This window comes from Bordetella genomosp. 13, assembly GCF_002119665.1.
In the GTDB taxonomy this organism is placed as follows: domain Bacteria; phylum Pseudomonadota; class Gammaproteobacteria; order Burkholderiales; family Burkholderiaceae_B; genus Bordetella.
The window spans coordinates 990,660-1,015,652 of the sequence record NZ_CP021111.1; the positions used below are offsets into that span (position 1 = coordinate 990,660).

A 24,993-nucleotide genomic window follows, 5' to 3' on the forward strand; every position below is an offset into this window, starting at 1 on the left:
TTCAGTCCAGCCGCTGTACTGCGGGGTACGGGAACGTGCCGGCAAGATGCGGCTGCCGCGGCTGGTAGAGCCGCAAGGTCAGGTAGAAGCCTGCGCCGGCCGGCGAGGGCAGCCAGTTCTTCCCCAGCCCAGGGTCCTCGGCCTGGATGGCGATGCTCAGGCCGCCATCGGCATCGCGGTGCAGACCCTGCGTCCTGTCACCGATGGAATGCCGGCCGATCGGGTTCGCGGCGAGCAGGCAGTCGCTGCGGCGGTAAAGCGTGATGGACCAGAATGCGTCCACTTGCGGCTGCGCGTCCGGAGCGAAGCGCAGCACATAACGGTTCGCGCCGGTGAGCGGCTCGCCTTGCGCGTCCACTTCGGCCATGACGTACATGGCTTCGTCGATACCGAGCGTGCCAATCCAGTTGCGCGCCACGCGGGCGCGGGTCGCGACGTCGTCACCGAAACTCGTGCGCACGGACAACGCGGTGGTCCACCCGCCGCCCAGCGCCGAAGGCTGGGCGACTTCGCGCAGTTCCGTGTAGACGTGTTCCAGCGCGCCTTGCAGCACCGCGGCCGACGGCGGCCAGCGCGGTACCGGCAGCGCCGGTGGATTGCCGGCCAGCATGGCCTGCACCACACGCAGGTACTCAGCGGCTTGCGGCACGCCGGCGCCGCGATCCTCGACCAGGGTGTCTATCCGCGAGAGCGCGGAAGAGCCGTCGGCGCGCCGGATCGAGAACTGGTCCTGCAGGGCATGCACCTGTGCGAGGTCGTGCGGATCCGGATCCACCAGGATGCGGCCGATCACCCATACGTCGTCGCCTGGCGCCTCGATGCGATGCATACCTGCGGGCACCGTGCCTCGCCAGCCGGGTCCGTGCACGAACAGTTGCTGCGCCTGGCCGCCCGTGGTGCGGCGGCCGGCATAGGCCCACGGATTGGTCCAGGCATCCAGGAACCCCAGTACCCAATAGCGCTGTCCCATCTCGGGCACGCTGATGATCAGCGGGCCCTGCGAAAGGTCGAGCCAGGCATTGGTGAACAGCGTGTCGTTGTTGGGCGTGACGACTTCCTTGTCCTCCGGCCCGCGCAGGCGACGGGTATGGGTGAACTGATTGACCCAGCGCAACCTCGACGTGGGACTGTCGCCGGCATAGCCTTCAGTGGGATGCTTGCGCGCCGTGTTCGCCGCCCGCATGCGCGCCATCTCGAACAAGGGCAAAGTGACGAGCACGGCGTCGCGTGCCGCCGCCGAGGTCGTAAGCAGTACCGCATCCAGCGCGCGCACGCCCTGTCCCTTGGGCAATACGGCCACCGGATTCAGCTCGACGGAGTCCAGTTCGTCGCCTGCGGCCAGCGCAAAGTCGGACAGCCGCACGATCGCGTCGGCCAGGGCCTGCACGTCGGCGACAGGCGCGCCGCGGTAGCCGTGCAATCGCGGGGCGGTCTTGAGTTCGTCGATCATGTCCAGCGCCTGTTGGCGGTCCACCGGCGCCAGGCGCAGGCTGACGTCGCCCAGCAGCTCGACGTTCACGCCGCCCGCGCCCAGCATCAGCACCACGCCCAGCGACGGATCGCGGCGCGCACCCAGAATGCATTCCACCGTGCCGCGCACCATGGGGGCGAGCAGCACGCCGTCGATGCGGGCGGTGGGGGCGGCCTTCGCGACCGACGCCATGATGCGGTCGTAGGCGTGGCCGGCGGCTTCGGCATCGTGAACATTCAGCATCACTCCGCCCACATCGCTTTTGTGTGTGATGTCGGCGCTCAGCACCTTCATCGCTACAGGAAAGCCCAGCGCCTGCGCGCCCGCGATGGCTTCCTCGCGGGACGGGGCGCGGCGCACGGAAACGGTCGGCAGCCCCGCGCGTTCCAGCCATTCCATGGCATCCGCCTCGTTGTAGCGGCCTGGGGCCAGTCGTTCGAGCTTCGCGTTAGGCACGGCAGGCGGTGCTGAACGGCCGGCCTGCTCCAGGAAGAAATGCGCGGCCGCCAGCACCCGCACGGCGCGGGCGGGGTCGGCAAAGCACAGGCAGCCCGCTGCCTCGATGGCCTGTTGCTGCGCAGGTTCGGCCAGCGTGCTGAATATCACCAGCCGATCAGGAAAGTCGCGTCGCAGGTCTTGGGCAAGCCGCTGCTGCAGCGCCTGCACGGCCGGCGTGGCGCCGAAGGCCGCCAGAAAGACCAGCAGGCAGCCATACCCGCCGTCTTCCAGCATGATGCGGGCAGCGGCTTCGATCAGCTCCGGCTCGGCGGTCACCTGGCCGGTGATGTCCACGGGATTGCGCGTGGCGGCCAAGGGCACGCGCGCACGGATGCGGGCTTGGGCGGCCTGCGGCAGTTCCGTCACGTCCAACCCTGCCTCGGCCGCGGCGTCGGCCATCATCACGCCCACGCCGCCAGATACGGTAAGCAGGCCCACCTGCGTGTTGCGCGGCAAGCCGCAAACCGCCAGGCCGTGGGCGATGTCGAAGAAGGCTTCTATGGTGTGCGCCCGATAGGCGCCATGCTGGCGCAATAGCGCGTCGAACGCCGCGTCGTCGCCGGCCAGTGCGGCGGTGTGCGAAGCCGCCGTCATGGCGCCCAGAGCAGTGCGTCCGACCTTCACCACGACCACCGGCTTGCCGTGCGCGCGTGCCAGTTCAAGCGCCTGCCGCAGCCGGGCGCCATCGTTGCAACCTTCCAGATACGTCATGATGACGCGAGTGGCCGGATCGCGGGCCATCCATCCGATGCAGTCGGCCACGCCGATGTCCGCTTCATTGCCGGTCGTCACCCAGCACGAGAGCCCGATGCCGCGGTCGCGCGCCATGGCGTAGGCATACGCGCCGAATGCGCCGCTCTGGCTGACGATGCCGATGTTGCCCGGCTTGGCCAGGCCCGTGGCGAGCACCGGGGAGAAGGTGGCGTAGACCGCGCGCGCCGCGTTCATGAATCCCAGGCAGTTCGGACCCAGGATCAGGATGCCGGCGTCTCGGGCGCGCTCGGCGAAGGCCTGCTGGGCCGTCGCTCCCTGGACGCCCGCTTCGGCGAAGCCGGCCGAGAACATGACGATGTTGCGCACCTTGGCGGCGATTGCATCTTCCAGCGCGGCGGCCGCCCCGGCGGCGGGAATGGCGAAGATCGCCAGGTCGATGGGTTGGCCGACGTCGCGCAGCGATGCGTAGGCCCGCCGACCCGCGATCTCTGCGGCGCCGGCGTTGATGGGATAGATCGGCCCGGCGTAGCCGTGCTCGATCAGATAGTGCACCGGCACGGCGCCGATCTTGCTGCGGTGGGATGAGGCGCCGACGACGGCGATGGAGCGGGGCGAGAGAAAGGCGTCGAGGTCTGGCAGGATCATGGGCGATGGCGGGTGGAGGTTCTGCTGTCTGCGGCGCCGCGAACCGCCGCAACGAGCGCGCCTCGCGAACCGCCCCGCCAAGATACTGTGCGCCTTTCTTATCGGACAAACTGAATTTTCTGAAGCTTCTATAAGAATCTATTATTAATTGGCCGAACGTCGACGCGCATGGCGGTTCGCTACAGGGCCGTCCAGAGGCTTGCCGGCACCCAGGCGCTGGCCTTCCTCCAGTACGAAGTCCAGAAAGCGCTCCACCGCCGGCGAAAGCAATGCGCGCGGCCGGGCGAACATCGCGATGCGCCAGGTCACCGTGGGCTGATGCAATTCGCGGAAGGCCAGTCCAAAGCCCTCGACCAGCGACCGGGCCATGGCCGGGCAGATCACATAGCCCGGCCTCACCCGCAGCAGAGAAAGGGCGGTGTTGACCCGGTGTACCGGCACGATCTCGATGGGGTGGCGATGCGGCGGCACATGAGCCAGTACGTTCAGCGCGAGATTCGGCATGTAGTTGATCAGCGGCCGATCGCGCAGCGCCTTCCAGCTCACCGTCTTGCCGTCGGCCAGCGGGTCGTCCGGGCGCAATGCCACCCATAACGGATCGGCGTGGACCGAGTGGGCTTGCAGCATGTCGTCGGGCGGCACCCCGGCGGGCCCGAAGCCGACATCCGCGCCGCCGCTGTGCAGGCTTGCCATCACCTGTTCGATCGGCACGTCCTCGAACCGCACGTCGATGCCGGGGTAGCGGGCCGCGTAGCCCGCAAGCAGCGCGGGCAACAGGGTGCATGACAAGGGTTCGGGCGCGGCCACGCGCAGCACGCCGCGCCGCAATTCCTTCAGGTTCGACACGCTCTGCAGCGCTTCGTCGAGATCGGCCAGGACCCGCCGCACCAGCGGCTCGAAGGCGCTGCCCACCACCGAGGCGCTGACGCTGCGCGTGTTGCGATCCAGCAGCCGCACGCCCAGCCGGTTCTCCAGTTCCTTGACCAGGCCGCTCAAGGCCGCCTGCGACAGGTGCATGGAGCTGGCAGCTTCCGAGAAACTGTTGCACTGCAGGACGGCCAGGAATGCGCGCAGCTGCCTGAGCGTGACTTCGATCGCCATGACGGATTCCTTCGGGTGGGAGGACGACGCGTCATTTATAGCCTGAGCTTGTAAGTTCTACAGAAAATGAAAATTGTCCTGATAGATGCGCGCCTCTATCATCGCTTCACGATCGCGCCCGTCCTTGCCGCAGTGGCAAGCGAATGTCCATACCTATTCCGACGATCGAGGAGACGATATGAAGATGACTCGACGCACGCTGCTCGGCGGGCTGGCCGCAGCCGCCTGCACCGGCGCGATCCCGCGCGCCTTCGCTCAAAGCGACTGGCCCTCGCGCCCGATCAGGATCATCTCGCCCTATGGCGTGGGTGGCCCCAACGACCTGTCGGCCAGGCTGTTCGCCGAATTCCTCGGGCAGCGCCTGGGCCAGACCCTGGTGGTGGAGAACAGGGCAGGGGCGGGCACGCGGTTGGCCAACGCCTACGTCGCCAAGGCGCCCGCCGACGGCTACACGCTGCTGTACGGGGCGGCTCCGTATGCCACGCTGGAGGCGCTCTACGGCGACCTGGGCTACGACCCCCGCAAGGACCTCCAGCCGGTTGCCATGGCCGCGACGGTGCCTCTGTTCCTGGTGGTCAACGCGCAGTCGCCGGCCACCACCGCGCAGGAACTTGTTGCCTATGGCAAGTCCCAGCGGGCCGGCCTTAGCTTCGGCACGCCGGGTACCGGTTCGCTGCCGCATCTGGCGGCCGAGCTGTGGCTGCGCGATACCGGGGTGAAAGGCCTGACGGTGCAGTACCGCGGCGATGTCATGGCCTATACCGACCTGCTGGCCGGCCGGCTCGACGCGACGCTGACGGCCATCACGGCCGCGCTGCCGCATGTGGAGAGCGGCAGGCTGCGGGTATTGGGCGTGGCCTCCAGCGCGCGCAGCGCGATCTACCCGCAGGCGCCCACCTTGGTCGAGCAGGGGCAGCCCAATGTGGTGGCCGCAGGCTGGTATGGTTTCATGGCGCCCTCGGCCGTGCCGCGGCCCATCATCGAGCGCCTGGATGCGGGGATCAACGTGGCGCTGCGGGATGCGTCGATGCGGGACAAGCTGCTGGCGCAGGGTATGGAGCCGCGGCCTGCCGGCGCCGCCGAGTTCGGCCGCTACATTGCCGCCGAAATGGACAAGTGGAGCGCGGTTATCCGCCAGGCCGGCATCAAGGGCGAGTCAGCGGGGTAGGCCGCGCCGCTGACCCGGTGGCGTGCCCCGTCCATGCGCAACCCGGCACGCGAGGCATGGGCATCGTCGTGCGGCATCTGGGCTTCCGACCTCGCGTTGGGGTACAACTTGGGACTTCAGCGATTCTCGCAGCGGCGGACTTTTCCACCAGGACGTTGACCATGACCACCACCCCCTCGTTGTCCATCGGCATGCTGCTGTTCCCGCAACTCACCCAGCTCGATCTCACGGGTCCGTATGAGGTCTTCGTGCGCGCTCCCGGCGCGCGCGTCCACCTGATCTGGAAGTCCCTGGATCCGGTGATGTCCGACCGCGGCCTGGGAATGTTGCCCACCACCACCTTCGCCGACTGCCCGGCCCTGGACCTGATCTGCGTGCCCGGCGGACCCGGCCAGGTGGCGTTGATGGAGGACGAGGAAACGCTGGCCTTCCTGCGCCGCGTCGCGGCCGAGGCCAAGCTGGTCACGTCGGTGTGCACGGGTTCGCTGGTGTTGGGCGCCGCGGGCCTGCTGCAGGGTTACCGCGCTACCTCGCACTGGTCCGCGTTGGATCAGCTGTCGCTGCTGGGCGCCACGCCGGTGGCCGAGCGCGTGGTGCGCGACCGCAATCGCATCACGGGGGCGGGCGTGACCTCGGGCATCGACTTCGCGCTGAACGTGGTGGCCGATTACTACGGCGCCGAGGTGGCGCAAGGCATCCAGTTCCAGATGGAATACGACCCCGAGCCGCCGTTCGCCACGGGTTCGCCGCGCAACGCGCCGCCGGAATTCGTCGAAGCCGCGCGCAAGCGGGTCGAGTCATTCACGCGCCAGCGGCGCGAGGTCACCGAGCGTGCCGCCGCGCGCCTGTCGAGCGCCGCGCAATGACCCAGAGATGACCGCCGCCGTCACCGCGCGGCGGTCTGTTTCAGCACCGCGGCCACGATGACCTCCGGCCGGTCTTCCTGCATCAGATGGCCCGCGCCCGGCACAAGCGTACAGGGACGATCCGAGATCAGCTGGGCCAGCGCCTCGCCCTGCTCGCAAGGTATCCACTGGTCCTGCTCACCCCACAGCACCGTCACGGGGCAGTCCATCTGGCGATACATGCGCTGGATCTCGTCGGTGTACTTCTGGTCCATCTGCGCGATCTGGCGATAGAAGGCGGGCTGGCCCACTGGACCCAGCCACGGTTCGCTGTAGACGTCCAGCGCCTCTACGGACAGCGGCTGATGCGCGGCCGTTTGCAGATAGGCCTTCAGCAGCGCCCGGTGCATGTAGTCGGGCATGCCCGAGAACGCTGCCTCGTGCTGCCGCACGTGCTGTACGAAGGGCGATCCCCACGGCGCCAGGGCGACGGCGTCGAAGATCGTCAGCGACGCGTACTTCAAGCCGTTCAGGTAATGGGCGCGCAGCGCCGTGGCGCCGCCGAAATCGTGGGCCAGCACATCGGGCCGATCCAGGCGCCACTCCTCGAACAGGTGCGCCAGCACGCGGTTCTGCACGCCGAGCGACACGTCCTGACCCTCGCGCATGTCGGATCGACCGTATCCCACCAGGTCGAAGAAGTACACCGTGCGCCGGTCGGCCAGCTGCGGCACGATGCGGCGCCATACCTGCGATGAGAACGGCGTGCCATGGATCGCCACCAGGGGCGGGCCGTCGCCCTGCCTGCCCCACCTGACGGCGTTGCCCTCGATCATCGATGTGTGCGGCAGGTCCAGCATGCAGGCTCCATTCGGTGCGATGGCCCTAGAAGGGCGGGCCCGGCCGCCGACGCGGCGGGGAAACAAAAGCGCCCAGGCGCTCAGCGCAACTGGCGGTACGCGCGCAGCCAGCCCAACCCTTCGGACGTGCCGGCGCGCGGCCGATACTCGCAGCCGATCCAGCCGTCGTACGCCAACGCTTCCAGTGTGCTGAACACGAAGGGATAGTTGAGTTCTTCACCATCCGGCTCGTTGCGTCCCGGCACGCTTGCGATCTGCACGTGGCCGATCTGGTCGCGCATGATGCGCAACTTGGTGGCGATGTCGCCTTCCATGATCTGGCAGTGGTAGCAATCGAACTGCACCGCCAGGTTGGGCGCGCCCACGGCCTGCAGCAGGGCCAGCGCCTGGTGCTGGTAGCTGAGGAAGTACCCCGGCATGTCGCGCTGGTTGATGGGCTCGAGCAGCAGGGTGACGTCTTGCGCGGCGGCCAGCGGTGCGGCCCACGCAAGGTTTTCCTGGAACACGTCGATGTATTCGGCGCGGTCTGCGCCAGCGGGCAGCACGCCGGCCATCACATGCAGGCGCCGGTTGCCCAGCACGCCCGCGTATTCCAGCGCGCGGGCAACGGCATCGCGAAAATCGGCCTGGCGGCCGGGCAGCGAGCCCAGCCCGCGTTCGCCAACTGCCCAATCGCCCAAGGCGGTATTGAACAGCACCTGCTCCACGCCGTGCTCGTCGAGGCGGCGGCGGATGTCGGCGGCAGGGAAGTCGAACGGCGACACGTACTCGACCCCCGTGAAACCATCGCGCGCGGCGGCGGCGATGCGGTCCAGGAAGGGCAGCTCTTGATACAGGAAGCTGAGGTTCGCGGCGAATCGCAAAGACATGAAGCTGCTCCGGGCCGTCCGCGGCCAAAGGTGCCATGAGGGTGTCGCCGAGTGTAGCCAAGCAGCTTTGAGGCGTCCACGCGGCCTTCTGCAGCTCGCCCCCAGGCGCGCGCTCGGCTTACGAAATGCGCGGATGCCGCGGACAGGGCAGAAATGCGCGTCAGGCACGCCGCATGCTGAGCCGGCCGCCTTCGTCGATTTGTTACGATAGAACTTCACAAGTTGTTCCGCGCGAGACGAACTTCCCAACTTTCCGATGGTCTGCCATTGGCATAGCCAAGGCGGTTGCGGCACGGCCGGTTGCGGCCCTGTTTCTATCCGCCCGGGCCACTCGGCGTCGCGCGGGACAGCCGATTTTCTGTGCGTGGCGCCAGGCGCCGCGCTTGTCTACCCAGTAATTCTCGCAGTCGAGGTAGCGACGGTGCATCAATGAAGACGTGGTTGAAACGCATCCTGATAGGTCTGGTCGTACTGATCGTCGTGGCGGTCGTGGGCCTGGCCATCTTCCTGCTGACGTTCGACCCGAACGCATACAAGTACAAGCTCGAAGAGCTGGTGCAAGAGCGCTATGACCGTACCCTGACCATCGATGGCGACATCGAGCTGTCGCTGTTCCCGCGTATCGGCCTGTACGTGCAGGGCGTTGCCCTGTCCGAGCCCAACAGCGCCGAGACCTTCGCGTCGATCGACAGCATGCGCCTGGCGGTGGCGGTGTGGCCGCTGCTGTCGAACAGCTTCGTGGTCGATCACGTCACCATCAACGGCTTCAAGGCTCGCGTGGTGCGCGACAAGGAAGGCCGCCTGAATTTCTCCGACCTGATGCGCGGCGACGCCGCGTCGGCAAGCAGCGCCGCCCAGCCGGCCAACGCCGGACAGGCGGCCGTCGGCGCCATCGGCGGCGCGGCGCAGGCCCTGGTCAACGGCACGCCCAACACGCCCACCAGTATGCAGATCGACATTGCGGGCCTGGACCTGCAATCGGGCGAGCTGCAGCTGCAGGATGCCATGACGGGCATGGCGGTGGCGGTCACGCAGCTCAATGCCACGACGGGGCGCATGACGTTCAACCAGGCTTTCGACGTGTCGATGTCGGCGCGTGTCGAGGGCGGTCATCCGCGTGTGGACGCGGGCTTGACGGGCCAGGCGCAGATCACGCTGGACCCGTCCTCCGGCCGTCTCAGCGCGCAGCGGCTGGACCTGCGCATGAACGGCATCGTGCCGGGCGCGCAGGCCAAGAGCCTGGCCCTGCGCGGCAACCTGGCCTTCAACCAGCGTACGTCGTCGCTGGACGTGTCGGCGCTCGAACTCAACTTCGCCGGCGACGTCACCGAACCTTCCATGGCCATGACCGGCGTGGAGGCGTCGGTGGCCGTGCCCAAGCTCGCCGTCGATCCGAACCAGAGCCAGCTGCTGCTGGAGAAGCTGGCCGTGCGCTTGAAAGGCACGCGCGACGGCGGGCCGCTCGAGTTCGCCGTGGACGCGCCCACGCTCAACGTCAAGCCCGATTCGGCCACCGGCCAAGGCCTGACCGGCCGCGTGCGCACCCCGACGCTGGACACCAGCTTCGGCCTGACCGGCATCAGCGGCAACGCCAGCGAACTTGACATCGACCAGGCCAAGGTGGACGGCACGCTGAAGCAGGGCGACCGCGTGGTGAAGGCGGCCTTCGTGTCGCCGGTCACGCTGAACCTGCTGCAGCGCTCGGGCGCGCTGTCCGCCGTGAAGGGCGACGTCGCCATCACCGACCCGCAGTTGCCCAAGGGCAGCCTGCAGATTCCCGTCATCGGCAGCATGTCGGCCGACCTGTCCAAGGACCAGGCGGGCGCGCGCATCAACGCCGTGCTGGAAGGCGGCAAGTTCGACCTGACTGCCGACGTCACGCAACTGACGCAGGCGCCCGACGTGAAGTTCGCGTTGGCGGTGGACACGCTGGACCTGGACAAGCTGATGCCCGCTGCCGTGGTGGCCAAGCCCGCGGCGCCTCCGTCGGGCGATGCCAAGCAGGACGGCTCCAAGCCGGCCGGCGCGCCGCCGGCCGCGGCGCCCGCCAGCGACGGCAGCGTCGACCTGTCTGCGCTGATCGGACCTTCGGCCACCGGCACGATCAAGATCGGGCAGCTCGTGGTGCGCAAGGTCAAGGCCTCGGACGTCTCCGTCGCCTTGACGCTGAACAAGGGCAAGCTGGACGTGACCTCGATGGTCGCGGCGCTGTACCAGGGCAAGCTGGGCGGCCTCATGTCGGTGGACGCGGCCAACGGCAACCAGATGGCGGGCAAGATCACGCTGGCCGGCATCGCGGTGCAGCCGCTGCTGGTGGATCTGGCCGGCAAGAACATACTTACCGGCACGGGTAGCGTGGCGCTGGACCTGAAGACGGCCGGCGCCAACACGTATGCCCTTGTCAACAACCTCGGCGGCACCGCGCAGCTGCGGCTGCGCGACGGCACCATCAAGGGCATCAACGTGGCGCAGATGCTGCGCGAAGCCCGCAAGCTGCTGGGCGGGCAGATACAGAATGCGCAGGCCGAGTCCGACCCGGCGCGCGAGACGGATTTCACGACGTTCGAGACCGATCTCGCGCTGACCAAAGGCGTGGCCAAGGCCACCCGCCTGGACGTGACGTCGCCCCTGCTGCGCATCACCCAGGGCGATCCCGCCAACATCGACTTCGCGCGCAGCACGCTGGACTTCGTCGCCCGCGCGCGCGTCAGCGGCACCGCCACGCCCGAAGGCAAGGAACTGGACTGGCTGCGCGGCGTGAATGTGCCGGTGCATGTCTCGGGCCCGTTCGAGAAGCCGGTGTACACCGTGCGTTGGCAGGACATCGCCGGCGACCTGCTGAAGCAGGGCGTGGCGCAGCGCCTGAAGGACGCGATAGGCGGCCAGAACGGCGGCAAGCCCGCCGAGGCCGTGGACAAAGCCCTGAAAGGACTGTTCGGCAAATGAGCGACAACGCATTCCAGCCCGTGGCCGAGTGCGGCCACACCACCCAGGGCGATGCCGCCGCTTATCACCGGCGCTGGCTGGTGGTGAACGACGCGGGCCAATGGATGACGCGCGCACTGTGCCCGCGCCTGGCCGATGTGTCGGTCGAACTGCGGCTGGGCTACCTGGTGCTGAAGGCGCCCGGCATGTTGCGCATGGACATTCCGCTGGACGTGATCGAGGATGACGACAGCGTGCGCTATCAGATCATGCTGGGCGGACAGGCGGTGGACGTGATCGACGAGGGCGAACTGGCGGCCGCGTGGATCTCCAACGTGACCGGCATTCCGTGCCGCGTGATGAAGGTGCACCCGGACGTGGTCGAGGTGCGCTGGGAGTGAATTGACTCCCGCGCAGGGGCCGCCTCAGCCCCGCGAACGCCGCACTTCCAGCACGGCGTGGGTAACCAGCCCCGCCGCCAATCCCCAGAACGCGGATCCTATGCCCCAGAAGCTGGCGCCCGATGCGGTGGCCAGCAGCGTAACCAGCGCGGCCTCGCGGCGCTGCGGATTCGCCATGGCCGATGCCATGCCGGCCATGATGGGGCCCAGCAGCGCCAGCCCGGCCAGGGCGGCGATCAGGGCCGCGGGCAGCGCCTGGAAGAATATCGCCACGGCGCCCGCCACCACGCTCAGCACCACATAGCCCAACCCGTAGGTGGCAGCGGCCACGTAACGCCTGGCGGGATCGGCATGCGCCTCCGGCCCCGCGCAGATGGCCGCGATGATGGCGCCCAGCGTGACGCCGTGCGCGCCGAATGGCGCGGCCAGCAGTCCCATCAGCCCGGTGGCCGCCACCAGCCGCGAAGCGGGCGGCTGATATCCGGCGGCCCGCAGGATGGCCAGGCCCGGCAGGTTCTGCGAAGCCATCGCCACCACGAACAGCGGGATGCCCAGGCTGACGGCTGCCTGCACGGTGAACACCGGCGAGGTCCAGACGAATTCGGTATAGCTCCAGTCCACGCCATCCAGGCTGACCAGCCCGGCCGCTGCCGCGCCGATCAGGCCCACGGCCAGCACCGCCAGCACGGCATAGCGCGGGACCCAGCGCTTGCCCAGCAGGTAGGCCGCGCACATGGCCAGCACCAGCGCTGGCTGCGCGCCGATGCTGCGAAAGATGCCCATGCCGAAATTCAACAGCACGCCGGCCAGCATGGCGCCCGCGATCTCGGTGGGAATGCGGCGTACGATGGGATCGATCCAGCCGAACACGCCGCACACCAGCGTGAGCGCGGACGCCACGATGAACGCGCCCACCGCCTGCTCGAAAGGCACGCCGACCAGGCCGGCGATGAGGAAAGCCGCGCCCGGCGTGGACCATGCCATCACTACCGGCATGCCGCTGCGCAGGCTGATGAAGGCCCCGCCCAGGCCCAGGGCCAGGCAGATGGAGCCGAGCCACGAACCGATCTGCGCGGCGTCCAGGCCGCCCGCATGGCCAGCCTGCACCATCAGCACCGCGGTGCCGCCGAAGCTGACGAGCACCGCCACCAGGCCCGCGGCCACGGCGGATACGGAGATGTCGGAGAGGCGGGGGCGGCCAGGGACGACGCGAGAGTCCGTGTCGGCGGCGGTTTCCGTCGGGCCCGGGATGCTGCTCATGCCTGGCCGGTGAGGCGGCGATACTTGGCCATCAAGCCTTCCTGGCCTTCGTGCCATTGGGGATGCAGCTCGATGCATTCCACCGGGCACACCACCTTGCACTGGGGCTCGTCATGGTGGCCCACGCATTCGGTGCAGCGGTCGGGGTCGATGACGTAGAACTCGTCACCCATGGAGATTGCATCGTTCGGGCACTGGGGCTCGCAAACGTCGCAATTGATGCACTCGTCGGTGATTCGAAGGGCCATGGGGGCACGGGGCAGGGGAATGCCCCCATTGTAGCGCCGCCCCCATGGCGGGCCGCGATCAGGTGCCGGGCCAGGTCTGCTCGCGGCGTTCGCGGGCTTTTTCCTGCAGCCAGCGCTCGACCGACGGGAACACGAACTTGCTGACGTCGCCGCCCAGTTGGGCGATCTCGCGCACGATGGTGCCCGAGATGAACTGGTACTGGTCGGACGGCGTCATGAACAGCGTCTCGACGTCGGGCAGCAGGTGGCGGTTCATGCCGGCCATCTGGAATTCGTACTCGAAATCGGAGACCGCGCGCAGGCCGCGCACGATGACGCCGCCGTTCTGCTCGCGCACGAAGTCCTTCAGCAGGCCGCCGAAGCTGAGCACTTCAACGTTGGGGTAGTGGCCCAGGACTTCGCGGGCAATCTCGACGCGCTCTTCGATGCTGAAAAACGGCTTCTTGTTTCGGCTATGCGCGATGCCCACCACCACTTTGTCGAAAAGCGAGGCTGCTCGGCGCACCAGGTCTTCGTGGCCCCGCGTCAGCGGGTCGAATGTGCCGGGGTAGACAGCTGTGATCATGGGGGCTCCGTGTGTTGTTAGTGGCTTGCACCATCCTCCGAATCCGGATTATTGACCGTTTTCCGCAATGCAGCAAACTGCAGCAGGCAGTAGTGCACAGCCCCGGCCTTGCCCTCGCGCAGCACGTCGAAGCCGTCCGGCGGCTGGCAGGCGGTTTCGGATTCGACGTAGACCAGCCCGTCCTCGGTCAACACAGCCGGCAGCAGCGGCCACAGGCGCGGCAGCCAGCCTTGGTTGAAGGGCGGATCGAGCAGGATCAGGTCATAGCGCGACGCGTCCATGCGTTGCAGCGCCTCCAGCGCGTCGCCCGAATGGATGCGCACGGCGTCGGCACGCAGCTTGTCGCGCAGCGTCCGTAGCGCGGACACGGCGGCGCGGTCGCGCTCCACCATCTGCACCTGCGCCACGCCGCGCGAGGCGGCCTCGAAGCCCAGCGCGCCGCTGCCCGCGAACAGGTCCAGGACGCGCTTGCCGTCGAAGTCGCCGGCCCACAGATGGGCCAGCCAGTTGAACAAGGTTTCGCGCACACGGTCGGGGGTGGGGCGCAGGCCCGGCACGTCTGGCACGGGAATGGGAGTGCGCCGGTACTGCCCGGCGACGATACGGATGGAAGTGGTGCCCATGGTTGGGAATATACTTCCGCCATGTTCAGCTTCTTCAAGAAAAAACCCACCCCGACCCCCGAGCCGCAGCGGCCGGACGAGTCGGAAGCGGCTCGCGACGGCGCGGCACAGCAGCCCACGCCCGTCGCCGAACCGGAGTTGCGCCCCGAGCCCGCCGCACCCAGCCTGACCACGCCCGCCGAGGCGGTAGAGGCCGCCGCCGCCCCCGAACCTGCGCCGACCTCCGACGCCGCGGCCGAATCCACTCTGGTTGTCGAGGCCGCCCCTGTGCCGGAGCCCGCTCCCGGGCCCGAACCCGTGCGCAAGGCGTCGTGGCTTAGCCGGCTGAAGCAGGGCCTGTCTCGCACGGGCCAGAGCCTGGGCGGCCTGTTCGTGGGCGTCAAGGTCGACGAGAACCTGTTCGACGAACTGGAGTCGGCCCTGATCATGGCCGACGCCGGCATCGAGGCCACCGAGAAGCTCATCACCGCGCTGCGCGCCCGCGTGAAGAAGGCCCGCATCGAAGACCCGGCGCAGGTGAAGACGGCCCTGCGCGAACTGCTGGCCGAGCATCTGCGTCCGCTGGAGCGCGGCTTCGAACTGAACAAGGCCCGTCCCCTGGTCGTGATGATCGCCGGCGTCAACGGCGCGGGCAAGACCACTTCCATCGGCAAGCTGGCCCACACCTTCCAGCGCCAGGGCGCCAGCGTGCTGCTGGCCGCCGGCGACACGTTCCGCGCCGCCGCGCGCGAGCAACTGGTCGAATGGGGCAGCCGCAACAACGTGTCCGTCATCGCGCAGGAGGGCGGCGACCCCGCCGCCGTGGCGTTCGACGCCGTCAACGCCGGCCGCGCGCGCAACATGGGCGTGGTCATGATCGATACCGCGGGCCGCCTGCCGACGCAGCTGCACCTGATGGAAGAACTCAAGAAGATCCGCCGGGTCATCGGCAAGGCCGATGCGGCCGCGCCGCACGAGGTGCTGCTGGTGGTCGACGGCAATACCGGCCAGAACGCGCTGGCGCAGATCCGCGCCTTCGACGCGGCCATCGGCCTGACGGGCCTGGTCGTCACCAAGCTGGACGGTACCGCCAAGGGCGGCACGCTGGCCGCGGTGGCCGCCGGCAGCCAGGGCGTGCGCCCGATTCCGGTGTACTGGATCGGCGTGGGCGAAGGCATGGAAGACCTGCAGCCCTTCGTGGCGGAAGAATTCGCGGGGGCGTTGCTGGCCGACTGAGGCCGCGCCGCCACGCGGCAAGCCGCCGCATAAAGCATCGGGGCGCTAAAGCATCGGGGCGCCGTCACCACGAAGTGACGGCGCCCCGTTTGCATTCGGCGGGCGTGCGCCCCCGGCTTATTTCCAGAATGCCTTGGCCTCGGCCAACTGGTCGAAGGCTTGCTGCGACTGCACGGCCAGCGCGTCCAGGCGCGCGCCGATCCAGCCCAGCGCGAACCAGGCCTGCGGGTAGTCGGTCTTGCAGGCTTCGTAGTGATCGCGCGCGACCGCCAGGTCGTTGAACTCGCCCAGCAGGTCCTGCACCTGCGACAGCAGCTTGCGATAGCTCTGCAGCTTGGCGGCAGGCAGCAGGGATTCGGCGAACGTCAGGCCATAGCGCAGGCGCTTGGCGCGCTTGCGCAGGTCGTGGCGCGCCTCGATCTCAAGATGGGTGAAGCGCTTGCCCTCGGACACGACCTTCTTGTGCCAGCGATGCAGGCGGTCGGACAGCAGCTTGCGCAGCGGCGGCGGCGCATCCGGCGGCTCGGGCTGGCGCAGCGGAATGATGGTGGGCACGATCGGGCCGGACAGTGCATCGGCCGGCTCGCCTTGGCCGCTGCCTTCGGACTGGTCCGCGCCGTTGGTCTGCGCGGGCGCATCGGTCGCGGCCGACGCCGCGGTGGAAGCGCCGTCGGCGGCGACCGCGCCGGTTGGCGAGGCCAGCGTCAACGGCGCACCGGCATCCGCTTGCGGCGCGGGCGGCACGTCGATGCTCCATTCCAGCATGCTAAGCAGCCAGCCCTGGAACGCGGCGCCGGATGCAATGGTGTACGAGTTCTGGTCGGGCGCGGCGGGCTTGTGCGGAATCACCGGCATGCCGGCGCGTTCCAGCATGGGCCCGACGGTCTCGTCCAGCACGTCCTGGTCGCGGTTGGCGCCGAACGCGGCGAAGTGCGTGCGGATGCCTTCGACCAGCTCGTCCGGCACGGGGCCTGTCCAGCCGTCGAACAGGCGCCAGGCCGAGCGCAGCCGGCGCATGCCCACGCGCAACTGGTGCACGTGCTCGGAGTGGCCCGCGGCGTAGATGCCCGCGGTGTCCACCTCGGCCAGCATGGCGGCGTTGTGGATGATCTGCTCGAGGCAGTCGGCCGACACGGCGCCCAGCGCCTGCGGGGCCGTCATGTCTTCGTTCAGGCGGATCGATCCCGCGCCGCGCGTGCCCCAGAACTCGGCCACCAGCTTGCGACGCGTCTTGGCGGCGGCCTCGGTGCCGTCGTCGGGCGTCTCGGCCAGGCGCTGCGCCAGCGTGGCCAGCGCATCGCCGCGCTGCGACTTGCTGCGCGTGTCCAGGATGAGGTTGTGCCGCTGCAGCCAGGTGCGCGCCACGGCGAAAATGGCCGAAGGACGGCCCGACATCAATTCGAACTCGACTTCGGAGATCGGCAGTTCCAGCTCGCCGGCGCGCAGCTTGCCGGTGTCGTACGCGACCTCGACCGTGCCGTAGCGGCTGCGCACCTTGCACAGCAGGCGCTGCACGTCGGTTTCATAGCGCAGTCCCAACTGCCCGCGCAGGCCGGCCAGCGCCGCTTCGACGGGCGTGCCCGCATACACCGACAGGTCGAGCACCGGGCCCGGACGCGGATGGTTCATTTCGACGCGGGTGATGACGTCGGCGCCAGGCATCTTCAATGTCTGTACCCATTCGCGACCCTCGCGGCGCAGCCGCAGCGCGATGCGCGCGCGCGCCAGTTCGCGATCCGGGGTGTCGAAATACAAAGCGTGCAGCGGCAGGCGTGTGGCGTGGCGCTTGTTGAGTTCGCGCTGTATGGAGGCGCCGGCTGCTGGCGGGACGTGCAACTTCAATTCTTGTTCTGACATGACCTGGGCAGCTGAGTCTTAAAGCAGGGCATGTTAGCCAAATTGACGACGGATTTTGATGACGCGTCATCGTCTCGTCACGTTTCCTCACTAGAAAACGTTTGCATTGTGCGGGCCTGTCGTCCGGGCGCAACGCAATTTGCGCGGATTCGAGCGAATGTCGCGAATTAGCGGGCGGATCGGCGAGGTTCAGCCTCTGTAGCCGAGTTTTCGGGAAATCTCTTGCGCGCAGGCCAGCAAGGGTTTGGCGATGGCGCCGTCCCAGGCCGCGTCGAAAAGCCCGGCCGGGCCCAATGCCGTCAATGCCAGGACGATGGCCCCGGTGTGGTCGAACACCGGCACCGACAATGCGTCCACACCCGGCAGCGGATTGCCCAGCGCGCGCGCCATGCCGTGCACCCGCACGTCCGCCAGCACGGTGTCCAGATGCGCGGGACTGCTCTTGCGCTGTACCGGCAGGGTGGCGATGACGGCGTTGTCGCCTTCCTCGCGCGCGATGTAGTGCTCGGCCACCTTGGGCGGCAGCCACGCGGCGAACACCAGGCCGGTGGCGGTGTGCAGCATGGACATCACCGTGCCCTTGCGCATGTTCACATGCACGGGATAGCTGGCCTCGGTGATGTGGATCATCGTGGGCCCGTGCGAGCCCAGCACGGCGACGCCGACCGTGTGGCCGATGTCGGCCTGCAACTGGGTCAGCTCCGGCAGCGCCACGCGCACGGGATCGAGCCGTTGCAGGCTGACCAGGCCCATCTGCAGGGCAAAGGGACCGAGTTCGTAATGGCCCGTGGCGGCGTCCTGCTGCACCACGCCCACGCGGATGAAGCTGACCAGGTAGGGGTGCGCCTTGGCCGAGGTCATGCCGGCGGCGGCGGAAAGATCGCGCAGCGTCAGGGGACGCGCGGCATCGACCAGTGCCTTCAGCAGCGGGAAGCCGACTTCGACCGACTGGATGCTGCGGCGGCCATCGTTGGAAGCATTGCTGGGGGTGGTGCTGGGGCCGGCCGTCTTGGTCGGGGGCATGGTGGCGGGTCGTCCTCTTGCTTGAAACATCCGGGGCGGGTCTCCACGGCGCAGTTTACGCCGGCACGGCGCCCAGGGCGGTAAAATCCAGACTTTCCCGCCCGCAGCCGCGGCTGCCTGTCCCATGTCCGCCCAGATATCCCCTGTCGCGTCGCCATCCGCGCCGGAAACCTTCGACATCGCCCCGGTCCCCGAGATCATCGCCGAGCTGCGCGCCGGCCGCATCGTCATCCTGGTCGACGAAGAAGACCGCGAGAACGAGGGCGACCTGGTCATGGCCGCCGAGTTCGTCACGCCCGAGGCCATCAACTTCATGGTCACGCACGGCCGCGGCCTGGTCTGCCTCACGCTCACCGAAGAGCGCTGCCGCCAGCTCGACCTGCCGCTGATGGCCAGCCGCAACGGCACGCGCTACGGCACCAACTTCACGCAGTCCATCGAAGCCGCCGAAGGCGTGGAAACCGGCATTTCCGCGGCCGACCGTGCGCGCACCATCCAGGTTGCCGTGGCGCGCGACGCCAAGCCTTCCGACCTGGTGCAGCCCGGCCACATCTTCCCGGTGCGCGCCGTCCCTGGGGGCGTGCTGGTGCGCGCGGGCCACACCGAGGCGGGCTGCGATCTCACCGCCATGGCCGGCCTGACGCCCGCCGCGGTCATCTGCGAGATCCTGAAGCCCGACGGCACCATGGCGCGCCTGCCCGACCTGGTGCAGTTCGCCCGCCAGCATGGCCTGAAGATCGGCACCATCGCCGACCTCATCCAATACCGCAGCGAGCACGAATCCATCATCCAGCGCGTCGGCGAACGCGCCATGCGCACGCCGTGGGGTGAATTCCGCTGCATCGCGTATCGCGACGACGCCACGGGCTCGCCGCACCTGGCGCTGGTGCACGGCGCCATCGACCCCGCCCGCGAAACGCTGGTGCGCGTGCACGAGCCCGCCTCGGTGCTCGACGTGCTCGACACCGGCACCTGCGCGCACAGCTGGTCCATCGGCCAGGCGCTGCAGGCCATCAAGGCCTCGTCCGCTGGCGTGCTGGTGCTGATGAATTGCCAGTCGTCCACCGACTACCTGTTCGGCCAGGTGGCCGGCTGGTCCGACGCGTCGGCGGCCGCCGCGCCGCAAAGCGCCGATCGCTTCGGCCTGCGTACCTACGGCATCGGCGCGCAGATCCTGCGCGACCTGCGCGTGGGCCAGATGCGGCTGCTGGCACGGCCGCGCAAGATGCCCAGCATGGCCGGCTTTGCGTTGACGATTACGGGTTACGATTGCGCTCCCCCAGATTCTCCCGCCACCCTCTCAAAGGCAGAACCATGAATCCCTACATTCTCACCCCCGACCTGAACGGCGAAGGGCTGCACATCGGCATCGTGCGCGCCCGTTTCAACGAAGAGATCGGCCAGGCCGAGTTGCAGGCCTGCCTCGAAGAGCTGGGCAATCTGGGCGTGGACGAGCGCGACGTCATGGTCGCCACCGTGCCCGGTGCTCTCGAACTCGGTGTGGCGCTGTCGCACATGGCCGAGAGTTTCGAATTCGACGCACTGATCGCGCTGGGCGCGGTCATCCGCGGCGAAACCTATCACTTCGAAGTGGTCAGCAATGAGATGGCCACCGCGATTTCCCGCATCTCCCTCGAGACCGGCATCCCGGTCGCCAACGGCGTGCTCACCGTCGACACCGACGAGCAGGCCCAGGCGCGCGCGGCAGGCAAGGGCCGCGACTGCGCGCAGGTGGCGGTCGAAATGGCCAACCTGGTGGCGGCGCTCGAACCCGAGGAAGATGACGACGAGGACGAAGATTTTGACGACGAAGAAGACGACGACGGCCGCTGATCAGGGCGCCGTCCAGGCCCGCGCCAACGCGCGCAGCGCGCGCCGCCGTGCGCGCGAGTTCGCGCTGCAGGGCGTCTATGCGTGGCTGCTGCGTGGCGGCGAGGGCACGCAGGACGCCGGCGAGATCGACGCGCACCTGCGCGATGCCGAGGATTTCTCCGAGGCCGACGCGCAGTGGTTCAAGACCTTGCTGCACGGCGTGCTGCGCGAGGCGCCCACGCTGCGCGAGCGTTTCGTGCCCTACGTCGACCGGCCGTTGGCCGAACTGTCGCCCGTCGAGCATGGCATCCTGCTGATCGGCAGCTACGAGCTGGTGCATCACGTCGAGGTGCCGTACAAGGTCGCCATCAACGAGGCGGTCGAGCTGGCCAAGTCGTTCGGCGGCACCGACGGCTTCAAGTTCGTCAACGGCGTGCTCGACAAGCTGGCTGCCGACGTGCGTTCGGCCGAAGTGCAGGCGGCGCAGCAGCGCCGTTCGTCCTAGTCGACCGGGCCCGCGCAACAGGCTGCCCGCGCCCAACCCTATGCCGTCCGAGTTCGAGCTCATCGCGCGCTACTTCAGCCGGCCGGCGGGTCCGGGGCAGCTGGGCGTGGGCGACGACTGCGCGCTGTTTCCCGTGCCGTCCGGCAGCCACGTGGCCACCAGCACCGACCTGCTGGTCGAAGGGCGGCATTTCTATCCCGACGTCGATCCCGCCGCGCTGGGTCACAAGTCGCTGGCCGTCAACCTTTCCGACCTGGCCGCCATGGGCGCGCGGCCGCTAGGCTGCGTGCTGGGCCTGGCGCTGCCGCGCGCCGACGATGCCTGGCTGGCGCCGTTCTCGCAGGGGTGGCATGCCTTGGCCGACACGTGGCAATGCCCGTTGATCGGCGGCGACACCACGGGCAGCGCGCTGGGTCTCACCATCAGCGTCACGGTGTTCGGCGCCGTCCAGGCCGGCCAGGCGCTGCGGCGCGATGCCGCAATGCCCGGCGACGACATCTGGGTCTCGGGCGAGCTGGGCGCGGCCGACGTCGCCTATCGTCTGCTCGATGGCCAGCTGGCCGCCGATCCGGTCCGCCTTGCAGCCACGCGCCGCGCGCTGGAATGGCCGCAGCCGCGCGTCGGACTGGGGCTTGCGCTGGCGGGCCTGGCGCACGCGGCCATCGACATTTCCGACGGACTGCTGCAAGACCTGGGCCACATCCTGGCCGCCAGCAAGGTGGGCGCACAGGTGCGCTATGCCGACCTTCCCGTGGCCGCCTCTCTGGAAGGGTTGGATGAAGGCGTGCGACGCCGCGCCGTGCTGGGCGGCGGCGATGTCTACGAACTGTGCTTTACCGCCGCGCCGTCAGACCGCGAGCGCGTGCAGCAGGCCGCCCACGGCGCCGGGGTGCGCGTCACGCGCGTCGGCAGCGTGCAGGCCGACTCGGGGCTGGCCGTGCTGGACGCCGCGGGCCGCCCCATGGCCGAGCTGCCGGCGGGCTTCGATCATTTCCCGGCGTCCGCGCGGCCATGACGCCCGCGGCGGCGGTTCTCACTCCACTCGTACCAGGGCGCCGCGCCTCATGACCCAGCCTTCCGCCGAATCCGACGACCGCAGCATGCGGGCCCGCGCTCGCGTCGCCTATCCCTCCTGGCGTTGGGTGCGCGCCGATCCCGGCCGGCTGCTGGTGTTCGGGTTCGGCAGCGGGCTGATCCGGCCGGGGTCGGGCACCTGGGGAACCTTGCTGGCGTGGGTGATGTGGGCAGTGGCCGCGCCGATGGCGCCCGACCTCGCGTTGGGGCTGTTCCTGCTGGCCGCCTTTGCCTATGGCTGCTGGGCATGCGGGCGCGTCGGCCGAGAAATGGGCGTCGATGACCACGTCGGCATGGTGTGGGACGAGATGGTGGCGTTCTGGCTGGTGCTGTGGCTGACGCCGCAGACGCTCGAGGCCCAGGCCACGGCCTTCGTGCTGTTCCGCTTCTTCGATACCGTCAAGCCGCCTCCCATCCGCTATTTCGACGCCCATCTCAAGGGCGGTTTCGGCGCAATGTGGGACGACTTGCTGGCCGCGGCATATTCCTTGCTGATCATGGCCGTCGTCGTACGTATAGGAGTCTTTGGATGAGCGCACAAGACATGGGCGCAGGTCTGGCCCCCGCATTGTTGACGGAGGCCACCATACGCGGCCTGGCCGAGATGGTAGGCGAAGCGCTGGTAGAGAAAGGCTGGATGGTGGGTACCGCGGAGTCCTGCACCGGCGGCCTGTTGGCCGGCGCCATCACCTCGGTGGCGGGTTCCAGCGAATGGTTCGAACGCGGCTATGTCACGTACTCGAATGCTGCCAAGGTCAGCGAGCTTGAAGTGTCCGAGGCCACGCTGGATCACTTCGGCGCGGTGAGCGAGCCGGTGGCGCAAGAGATGGCCAATGGCGTGCTGCTGGCGGTGGGGTCCGCGCACGTCGCGGTGTCTACCACGGGCATCGCCGGCCCTGGCGGCGCCACGCCGGGCAAACCGGTGGGCATGGTGTGCTTCGGCTTCGCCATCCGGGCGGGCGAAGGCATCGCCACCCGCGCCGCCACCCATGTCTTTCAAGGCGATCGCGCGCAGGTGCGCCAGGCCGCCGTCGAATTCGCGCTGCGCGGCCTGCTGGAGACCGTGGGCTCGCCCGTGAACCGGTCGTAGCCGCGAGCAGCGCGGAAGATCAGCGCACCGCGTTGATCTCGTCGCGCAGGCCGCGCGCAGCCTTGCCCGCGGCCTCGCGCCAATCGTCGCCGCCGCTGGCATACAGGATGGCGCGCGACGAGTTGATCATCATCCCCGTACCCGACTTGTTGGCGCCCGCCTGCACGGTGGCCGTGACGTCGCCGCCTTGCGCGCCGATGCCCGGCACCAGCAGCGGCACCGCATCGCCGATGCGCGCGCGCACCGCCGCCAATTCATTCGGGAAGGTGGCGCCCACCACCAGGCCGCACTGTCCGCCGGCGTTCCACTTGTCGGCCACCAGGCCGGCCACGTGCAGGTACAGCGGCTGGCCGTCGGCCATCTGCAGGAACTGCAGGTCGGAGCCGCCAGGGTTGGAGGTGCGGCACAGCACGATGACGCCGCGGTCGCTCCATGCCAGGTAGGGCTCGATGGAGTCCAGGCCCATGTATGGGCTGACCGTGAGCGCGTCGGCCTGATAGCGCTCGAAGGCTTCGCGCGCGTAGTTCTCGGCGGTGGAGCCAATGTCGCCGCGCTTGGCGTCCAGCACGATGGGGCGGTCGGGATGGTGCTCGCGGATATGGCGGCACAGGGCCTCGAGCTGGTCTTCGGCGCGATGCGCGGCGAAGTACGCGATCTGCGGCTTGAAGCTGCAGGCGTATTCGGCGGTGGCGTCGACGATGGCCCGGCAGAACTGGAAGATCGCATCGGGCTGGCCCTGCAGGTCGCGCGGGAAGCGCTGAGGGTCGGGGTCGAGGCCGACCTGCAGCAGCGAGCCGCTGGCGGTCCAGGCGTTTTCGAGTCGATTCAGGAAAGTCATGGAGGCAGTCAGTGCAGTTTCACCCGTGGGCGGGTGCGGCGCATCAGCAGGCGCGCCAGGGCCAGCGTGGCGGTGCGGGAGATGCCCAGCACCGCGCGGTGATGCATCAGGTGCAGACTCATGTACATCAGGCGCGCCAGTGTACCGCTTACGAAGAGGCCTCGTCCGGCCAGCTTGCCCATCAGGCTGCCCACGCCGGCGTCCTGCCCCAGCGACACCAGCGAGCCGTGGTCTTGATAGCGGTAGGGCTCGGTGGGCTCCGGGTTGCCGCGCAATCTTGCGGTGATCTTGGCCGCCAGGTAGTCGGCCTGCTGGTGGGCGGCCTGCGCCCGGGCGGGCACGGTACGGCCATCGCCCCATGGAACCGCGCAGCAGTCGCCCAGCGCCAGAATGTTCGGATCGGGGCTTTCCAGGCGCTCGTTGAGCTGCAGCTGGCCGGTCCGGTTCAGCGGCAGGCCCAGCGATGCCAGCACCGCCGGCCCCTTGATGCCCGCGGCCCACATGCACAGGTTGGCGGGAAACTCGCGGCCGTCGTCGGTGCGCACCGCGTCGGCCAGAACCTCGGACACGCGGCAGCCGGTTTCCACGCGCACGCCCAGTTCGACCAGGCGCGCGTGCGCCGCGCGCGACAGCTTTTCGGGCAGCGCCGAGAGAATGCGCGGCGCGCCTTCGACCAGCGTGATGGCCAGGTCGCGTTCGGGACGGAAGTTGGGCAGGCCATAGGCGCTGACCACGTGGCCCGCCTCGATGAGTTCCACCGCGAGTTCGACGCCGGTGGCTCCGCCGCCCACGATGACCAGGTCCAGCCGCGCCGCGGGATTGCGCACCTTGGCCTGGTCGACCAGGGCCATCGCCTTCAGCATGGTGAGGCGGAAGCGCTCGGCGCCCTCGGTGGTGTCGAGCGTGACCGCGTGTTCGGCCGCGCCGGGCGTGCCGAAGAAATGCGAGATGCTGCCGATGGCCAGCACCAGCGTGCCGTAGGGCAGTTCGCGCTCGGGCAGCACCACCTGGCCGTCGGCGTCGGTGACCGCGCCGATGCGTATGCTGCGGCGTTCGCGGTCGACCTCGAGCAGTTCGCCCTGGGCGAAGGCAAAGCCGCGCAGGTGCGCCAGCATGAGGTAGGAAAGGCCTTCCTGGTGGATATCCAATGTGCCCGCCGCCGCCTCGTGCAGAGAGGGCTTCCAGATGTGGAAGGGGCGGCTGTCGACCAGCGTGATGCGGTCCCGGCCATGGATGCGGCCCAGTTGGGCTGCCAGTTCCAGGCCGCCCGCGCCGCCGCCGACGATGACCACCTGCCGGCTGGGTTCGGATGTGGGTGTGTGCGTCATGGCGTCCAGTATAGAGGGCGCCAGCTGTCATCAGGGCAGTGGCCGGCCGCTTGCGGCC

General features: G+C 68.7%; 23 protein-coding genes. 11 read left to right on the forward strand and 12 right to left on the reverse strand.

All coding sequences use genetic code 11. The annotated features are described in order from the left end of the window. Position 1 precedes the first annotated feature (1 nt). Both CAL15_RS04610 and CAL15_RS04615 read right to left on the reverse strand, forming a co-directional pair. Positions 2 to 3,328: an acetate--CoA ligase family protein gene (locus tag CAL15_RS04610; protein WP_086077498.1), complete on the reverse strand. Its 3,327-nt coding sequence runs from the start codon at positions 3,326 to 3,328 to the stop codon at positions 2 to 4. 144 nt (positions 3,329 to 3,472) lie between these two features. Beyond that, positions 3,473 to 4,429 (reverse strand): LysR family transcriptional regulator, encoded by a 957-nt coding sequence (locus CAL15_RS04615; RefSeq protein WP_086077499.1) that lies wholly within the window; start codon positions 4,427 to 4,429, stop codon positions 3,473 to 3,475. 178 nt (positions 4,430 to 4,607) lie between these two features. Here CAL15_RS04615 and CAL15_RS04620 point away from each other — a divergent pair, with 178 nt between their 5' ends. Further along, the gene (locus CAL15_RS04620) at positions 4,608 to 5,597 is read left to right on the forward strand and encodes a Bug family tripartite tricarboxylate transporter substrate binding protein (protein ID WP_086077500.1); all 990 of its coding nucleotides are present in this window, start codon (positions 4,608 to 4,610) and stop codon (positions 5,595 to 5,597) included. 161 nt (positions 5,598 to 5,758) lie between these two features. Beyond that, entirely contained in the window at positions 5,759 to 6,463 is a 705-nt protein-coding gene (locus CAL15_RS04625; RefSeq protein ID WP_086077501.1) for a DJ-1/PfpI family protein, read from the forward strand. A 20-nt stretch (positions 6,464 to 6,483) separates the two neighbouring features. Here the strand turns inward: CAL15_RS04625 and CAL15_RS04630 are convergent, their stop codons facing one another. Both CAL15_RS04630 and otnI read right to left on the reverse strand, forming a co-directional pair. Next, a complete protein-coding gene (locus tag CAL15_RS04630; RefSeq protein WP_086077502.1) occupies positions 6,484 to 7,302 on the reverse strand; it encodes an alpha/beta fold hydrolase in 819 nt (272 codons plus the stop codon). A gap of 80 nt (positions 7,303 to 7,382) precedes the next feature. Next, entirely contained in the window at positions 7,383 to 8,171 is a 789-nt protein-coding gene (gene otnI / locus CAL15_RS04635) for a 2-oxo-tetronate isomerase (RefSeq protein WP_086077503.1), read from the reverse strand. Positions 8,172 to 8,600: 429 nt separating this feature from the next. Here otnI and CAL15_RS04640 point away from each other — a divergent pair, with 429 nt between their 5' ends. Next, positions 8,601 to 11,117 carry an AsmA family protein gene (locus tag CAL15_RS04640; protein WP_086077504.1) on the forward strand — a complete coding sequence of 839 codons (2,517 nt, stop codon included), beginning with the start codon at positions 8,601 to 8,603 and terminating at the stop codon, positions 11,115 to 11,117. Next, positions 11,114 to 11,497, forward strand: coding sequence for an MOSC N-terminal beta barrel domain-containing protein (locus tag CAL15_RS04645; RefSeq protein WP_086077505.1), 384 nt, complete (start codon positions 11,114 to 11,116; stop codon positions 11,495 to 11,497). Before CAL15_RS04640 ends, CAL15_RS04645 begins: the two co-directional genes overlap by 4 nt. 24 nt (positions 11,498 to 11,521) lie before the next feature. Here CAL15_RS04645 and CAL15_RS04650 read toward each other — a convergent pair whose 3' ends face one another. From CAL15_RS04650 to rsmD, 4 genes are read right to left on the reverse strand one after another with little or no spacing between them, the layout of a single operon-like run. Next, positions 11,522 to 12,757 carry a benzoate/H(+) symporter BenE family transporter gene (locus CAL15_RS04650; protein ID WP_086077506.1) on the reverse strand — a complete coding sequence of 412 codons (1,236 nt, stop codon included), beginning with the start codon at positions 12,755 to 12,757 and terminating at the stop codon, positions 11,522 to 11,524. Next, positions 12,754 to 13,005: a YfhL family 4Fe-4S dicluster ferredoxin gene (locus tag CAL15_RS04655; RefSeq protein ID WP_086077507.1), complete on the reverse strand. Its 252-nt coding sequence runs from the start codon at positions 13,003 to 13,005 to the stop codon at positions 12,754 to 12,756. Before CAL15_RS04655 ends, CAL15_RS04650 begins: the two co-directional genes overlap by 4 nt. 58 nt (positions 13,006 to 13,063) lie before the next feature. Then, positions 13,064 to 13,570 carry a pantetheine-phosphate adenylyltransferase gene (coaD, locus tag CAL15_RS04660; RefSeq protein WP_086077508.1) on the reverse strand — a complete coding sequence of 169 codons (507 nt, stop codon included), beginning with the start codon at positions 13,568 to 13,570 and terminating at the stop codon, positions 13,064 to 13,066. Between the two features lie 17 nt (positions 13,571 to 13,587). Beyond that, positions 13,588 to 14,193 (reverse strand): 16S rRNA (guanine(966)-N(2))-methyltransferase RsmD, encoded by a 606-nt coding sequence (gene rsmD, locus CAL15_RS04665; RefSeq protein ID WP_420042535.1) that lies wholly within the window; start codon positions 14,191 to 14,193, stop codon positions 13,588 to 13,590. A gap of 21 nt (positions 14,194 to 14,214) precedes the next feature. Here rsmD and ftsY point away from each other — a divergent pair, with 21 nt between their 5' ends. Further along, the gene (gene ftsY / locus CAL15_RS04670) at positions 14,215 to 15,408 is read left to right on the forward strand and encodes a signal recognition particle-docking protein FtsY (protein ID WP_086077509.1); all 1,194 of its coding nucleotides are present in this window, start codon (positions 14,215 to 14,217) and stop codon (positions 15,406 to 15,408) included. Between the two features lie 117 nt (positions 15,409 to 15,525). Here ftsY and CAL15_RS04675 read toward each other — a convergent pair whose 3' ends face one another. Together CAL15_RS04675 and CAL15_RS04680 are read right to left on the reverse strand one after the other, a co-directional pair. Further along, positions 15,526 to 17,265 carry a CYTH and CHAD domain-containing protein gene (locus CAL15_RS04675; RefSeq protein ID WP_086077510.1) on the reverse strand — a complete coding sequence of 580 codons (1,740 nt, stop codon included), beginning with the start codon at positions 17,263 to 17,265 and terminating at the stop codon, positions 15,526 to 15,528. Positions 17,266 to 17,454: 189 nt separating this feature from the next. Further along, positions 17,455 to 18,288: an IclR family transcriptional regulator gene (locus CAL15_RS04680; protein ID WP_086077511.1), complete on the reverse strand. Its 834-nt coding sequence runs from the start codon at positions 18,286 to 18,288 to the stop codon at positions 17,455 to 17,457. A gap of 124 nt (positions 18,289 to 18,412) precedes the next feature. Here CAL15_RS04680 and ribBA point away from each other — a divergent pair, with 124 nt between their 5' ends. The 6 genes from ribBA to CAL15_RS04710 all read left to right on the forward strand — a co-directional run bounded on the left by ribBA (position 18,413) and on the right by CAL15_RS04710 (position 22,769). Next, entirely contained in the window at positions 18,413 to 19,606 is a 1,194-nt protein-coding gene (ribBA, locus tag CAL15_RS04685; protein ID WP_086077512.1) for a bifunctional 3,4-dihydroxy-2-butanone-4-phosphate synthase/GTP cyclohydrolase II, read from the forward strand. Continuing rightward, a complete protein-coding gene (ribH, locus tag CAL15_RS04690) occupies positions 19,603 to 20,121 on the forward strand; it encodes a 6,7-dimethyl-8-ribityllumazine synthase (protein ID WP_086077513.1) in 519 nt (172 codons plus the stop codon). The genes ribBA and ribH overlap by 4 nt, the downstream gene beginning before the upstream one ends. Further along, positions 20,090 to 20,605 (forward strand): transcription antitermination factor NusB, encoded by a 516-nt coding sequence (gene nusB / locus CAL15_RS04695; RefSeq protein WP_086077514.1) that lies wholly within the window; start codon positions 20,090 to 20,092, stop codon positions 20,603 to 20,605. The genes ribH and nusB overlap by 32 nt, the downstream gene beginning before the upstream one ends. A gap of 40 nt (positions 20,606 to 20,645) precedes the next feature. Continuing rightward, positions 20,646 to 21,620, forward strand: coding sequence for a thiamine-phosphate kinase (thiL, locus tag CAL15_RS04700; RefSeq protein ID WP_086077515.1), 975 nt, complete (start codon positions 20,646 to 20,648; stop codon positions 21,618 to 21,620). Positions 21,621 to 21,705: 85 nt separating this feature from the next. After that, positions 21,706 to 22,212, forward strand: a complete 507-nt coding sequence (locus CAL15_RS04705) for a phosphatidylglycerophosphatase A family protein (RefSeq protein ID WP_086080929.1) — start codon at positions 21,706 to 21,708, stop codon at positions 22,210 to 22,212. Further along, the gene (locus CAL15_RS04710) at positions 22,209 to 22,769 is read left to right on the forward strand and encodes a CinA family protein (RefSeq protein ID WP_086077516.1); all 561 of its coding nucleotides are present in this window, start codon (positions 22,209 to 22,211) and stop codon (positions 22,767 to 22,769) included. The genes CAL15_RS04705 and CAL15_RS04710 overlap by 4 nt, the downstream gene beginning before the upstream one ends. A 19-nt stretch (positions 22,770 to 22,788) precedes the next feature. On the opposite strand, the gene pyrF is transcribed toward CAL15_RS04710, so the two are convergent. Then, positions 22,789 to 23,607, reverse strand: coding sequence for an orotidine-5'-phosphate decarboxylase (pyrF, locus tag CAL15_RS04715; RefSeq protein ID WP_086077517.1), 819 nt, complete (start codon positions 23,605 to 23,607; stop codon positions 22,789 to 22,791). Positions 23,608 to 23,615: 8 nt separating this feature from the next. Continuing rightward, complete coding sequence (locus CAL15_RS04720; protein ID WP_086077518.1) at positions 23,616 to 24,935, reverse strand: NAD(P)/FAD-dependent oxidoreductase; 1,320 nt, start codon at positions 24,933 to 24,935, stop codon at positions 23,616 to 23,618. Between the last annotated feature and the right edge of the window lie 58 nt (positions 24,936 to 24,993).

Coding starts and splice junctions, on each gene's coding strand:
- CAL15_RS04610 (WP_086077498.1), bottom strand. CDS start 3,328: ATGATCCTGCCAGACCTCGACGCCTTTCTCTCGCCCCGCTCCATCGCC.
- CAL15_RS04615 (WP_086077499.1), bottom strand. CDS start 4,429: ATGGCGATCGAAGTCACGCTCAGGCAGCTGCGCGCATTCCTGGCCGTC.
- CAL15_RS04620 (WP_086077500.1), top strand. CDS start 4,608: ATGAAGATGACTCGACGCACGCTGCTCGGCGGGCTGGCCGCAGCCGCC.
- CAL15_RS04625 (WP_086077501.1), top strand. CDS start 5,759: ATGACCACCACCCCCTCGTTGTCCATCGGCATGCTGCTGTTCCCGCAA.
- CAL15_RS04630 (WP_086077502.1), bottom strand. CDS start 7,302: ATGCTGGACCTGCCGCACACATCGATGATCGAGGGCAACGCCGTCAGG.
- otnI (WP_086077503.1), bottom strand. CDS start 8,171: ATGTCTTTGCGATTCGCCGCGAACCTCAGCTTCCTGTATCAAGAGCTG.
- CAL15_RS04640 (WP_086077504.1), top strand. CDS start 8,601: ATGAAGACGTGGTTGAAACGCATCCTGATAGGTCTGGTCGTACTGATC.
- CAL15_RS04645 (WP_086077505.1), top strand. CDS start 11,114: ATGAGCGACAACGCATTCCAGCCCGTGGCCGAGTGCGGCCACACCACC.
- CAL15_RS04650 (WP_086077506.1), bottom strand. CDS start 12,757: ATGAGCAGCATCCCGGGCCCGACGGAAACCGCCGCCGACACGGACTCT.
- CAL15_RS04655 (WP_086077507.1), bottom strand. CDS start 13,005: ATGGCCCTTCGAATCACCGACGAGTGCATCAATTGCGACGTTTGCGAG.
- coaD (WP_086077508.1), bottom strand. CDS start 13,570: ATGATCACAGCTGTCTACCCCGGCACATTCGACCCGCTGACGCGGGGC.
- rsmD (WP_420042535.1), bottom strand. CDS start 14,193: ATGGGCACCACTTCCATCCGTATCGTCGCCGGGCAGTACCGGCGCACT.
- ftsY (WP_086077509.1), top strand. CDS start 14,215: ATGTTCAGCTTCTTCAAGAAAAAACCCACCCCGACCCCCGAGCCGCAG.
- CAL15_RS04675 (WP_086077510.1), bottom strand. CDS start 17,265: ATGTCAGAACAAGAATTGAAGTTGCACGTCCCGCCAGCAGCCGGCGCC.
- CAL15_RS04680 (WP_086077511.1), bottom strand. CDS start 18,288: ATGCCCCCGACCAAGACGGCCGGCCCCAGCACCACCCCCAGCAATGCT.
- ribBA (WP_086077512.1), top strand. CDS start 18,413: ATGTCCGCCCAGATATCCCCTGTCGCGTCGCCATCCGCGCCGGAAACC.
- ribH (WP_086077513.1), top strand. CDS start 19,603: ATGAATCCCTACATTCTCACCCCCGACCTGAACGGCGAAGGGCTGCAC.
- thiL (WP_086077515.1), top strand. CDS start 20,646: ATGCCGTCCGAGTTCGAGCTCATCGCGCGCTACTTCAGCCGGCCGGCG.
- CAL15_RS04705 (WP_086080929.1), top strand. CDS start 21,706: ATGCGGGCCCGCGCTCGCGTCGCCTATCCCTCCTGGCGTTGGGTGCGC.
- CAL15_RS04710 (WP_086077516.1), top strand. CDS start 22,209: ATGAGCGCACAAGACATGGGCGCAGGTCTGGCCCCCGCATTGTTGACG.
- pyrF (WP_086077517.1), bottom strand. CDS start 23,607: ATGACTTTCCTGAATCGACTCGAAAACGCCTGGACCGCCAGCGGCTCG.
- CAL15_RS04720 (WP_086077518.1), bottom strand. CDS start 24,935: ATGACGCACACACCCACATCCGAACCCAGCCGGCAGGTGGTCATCGTC.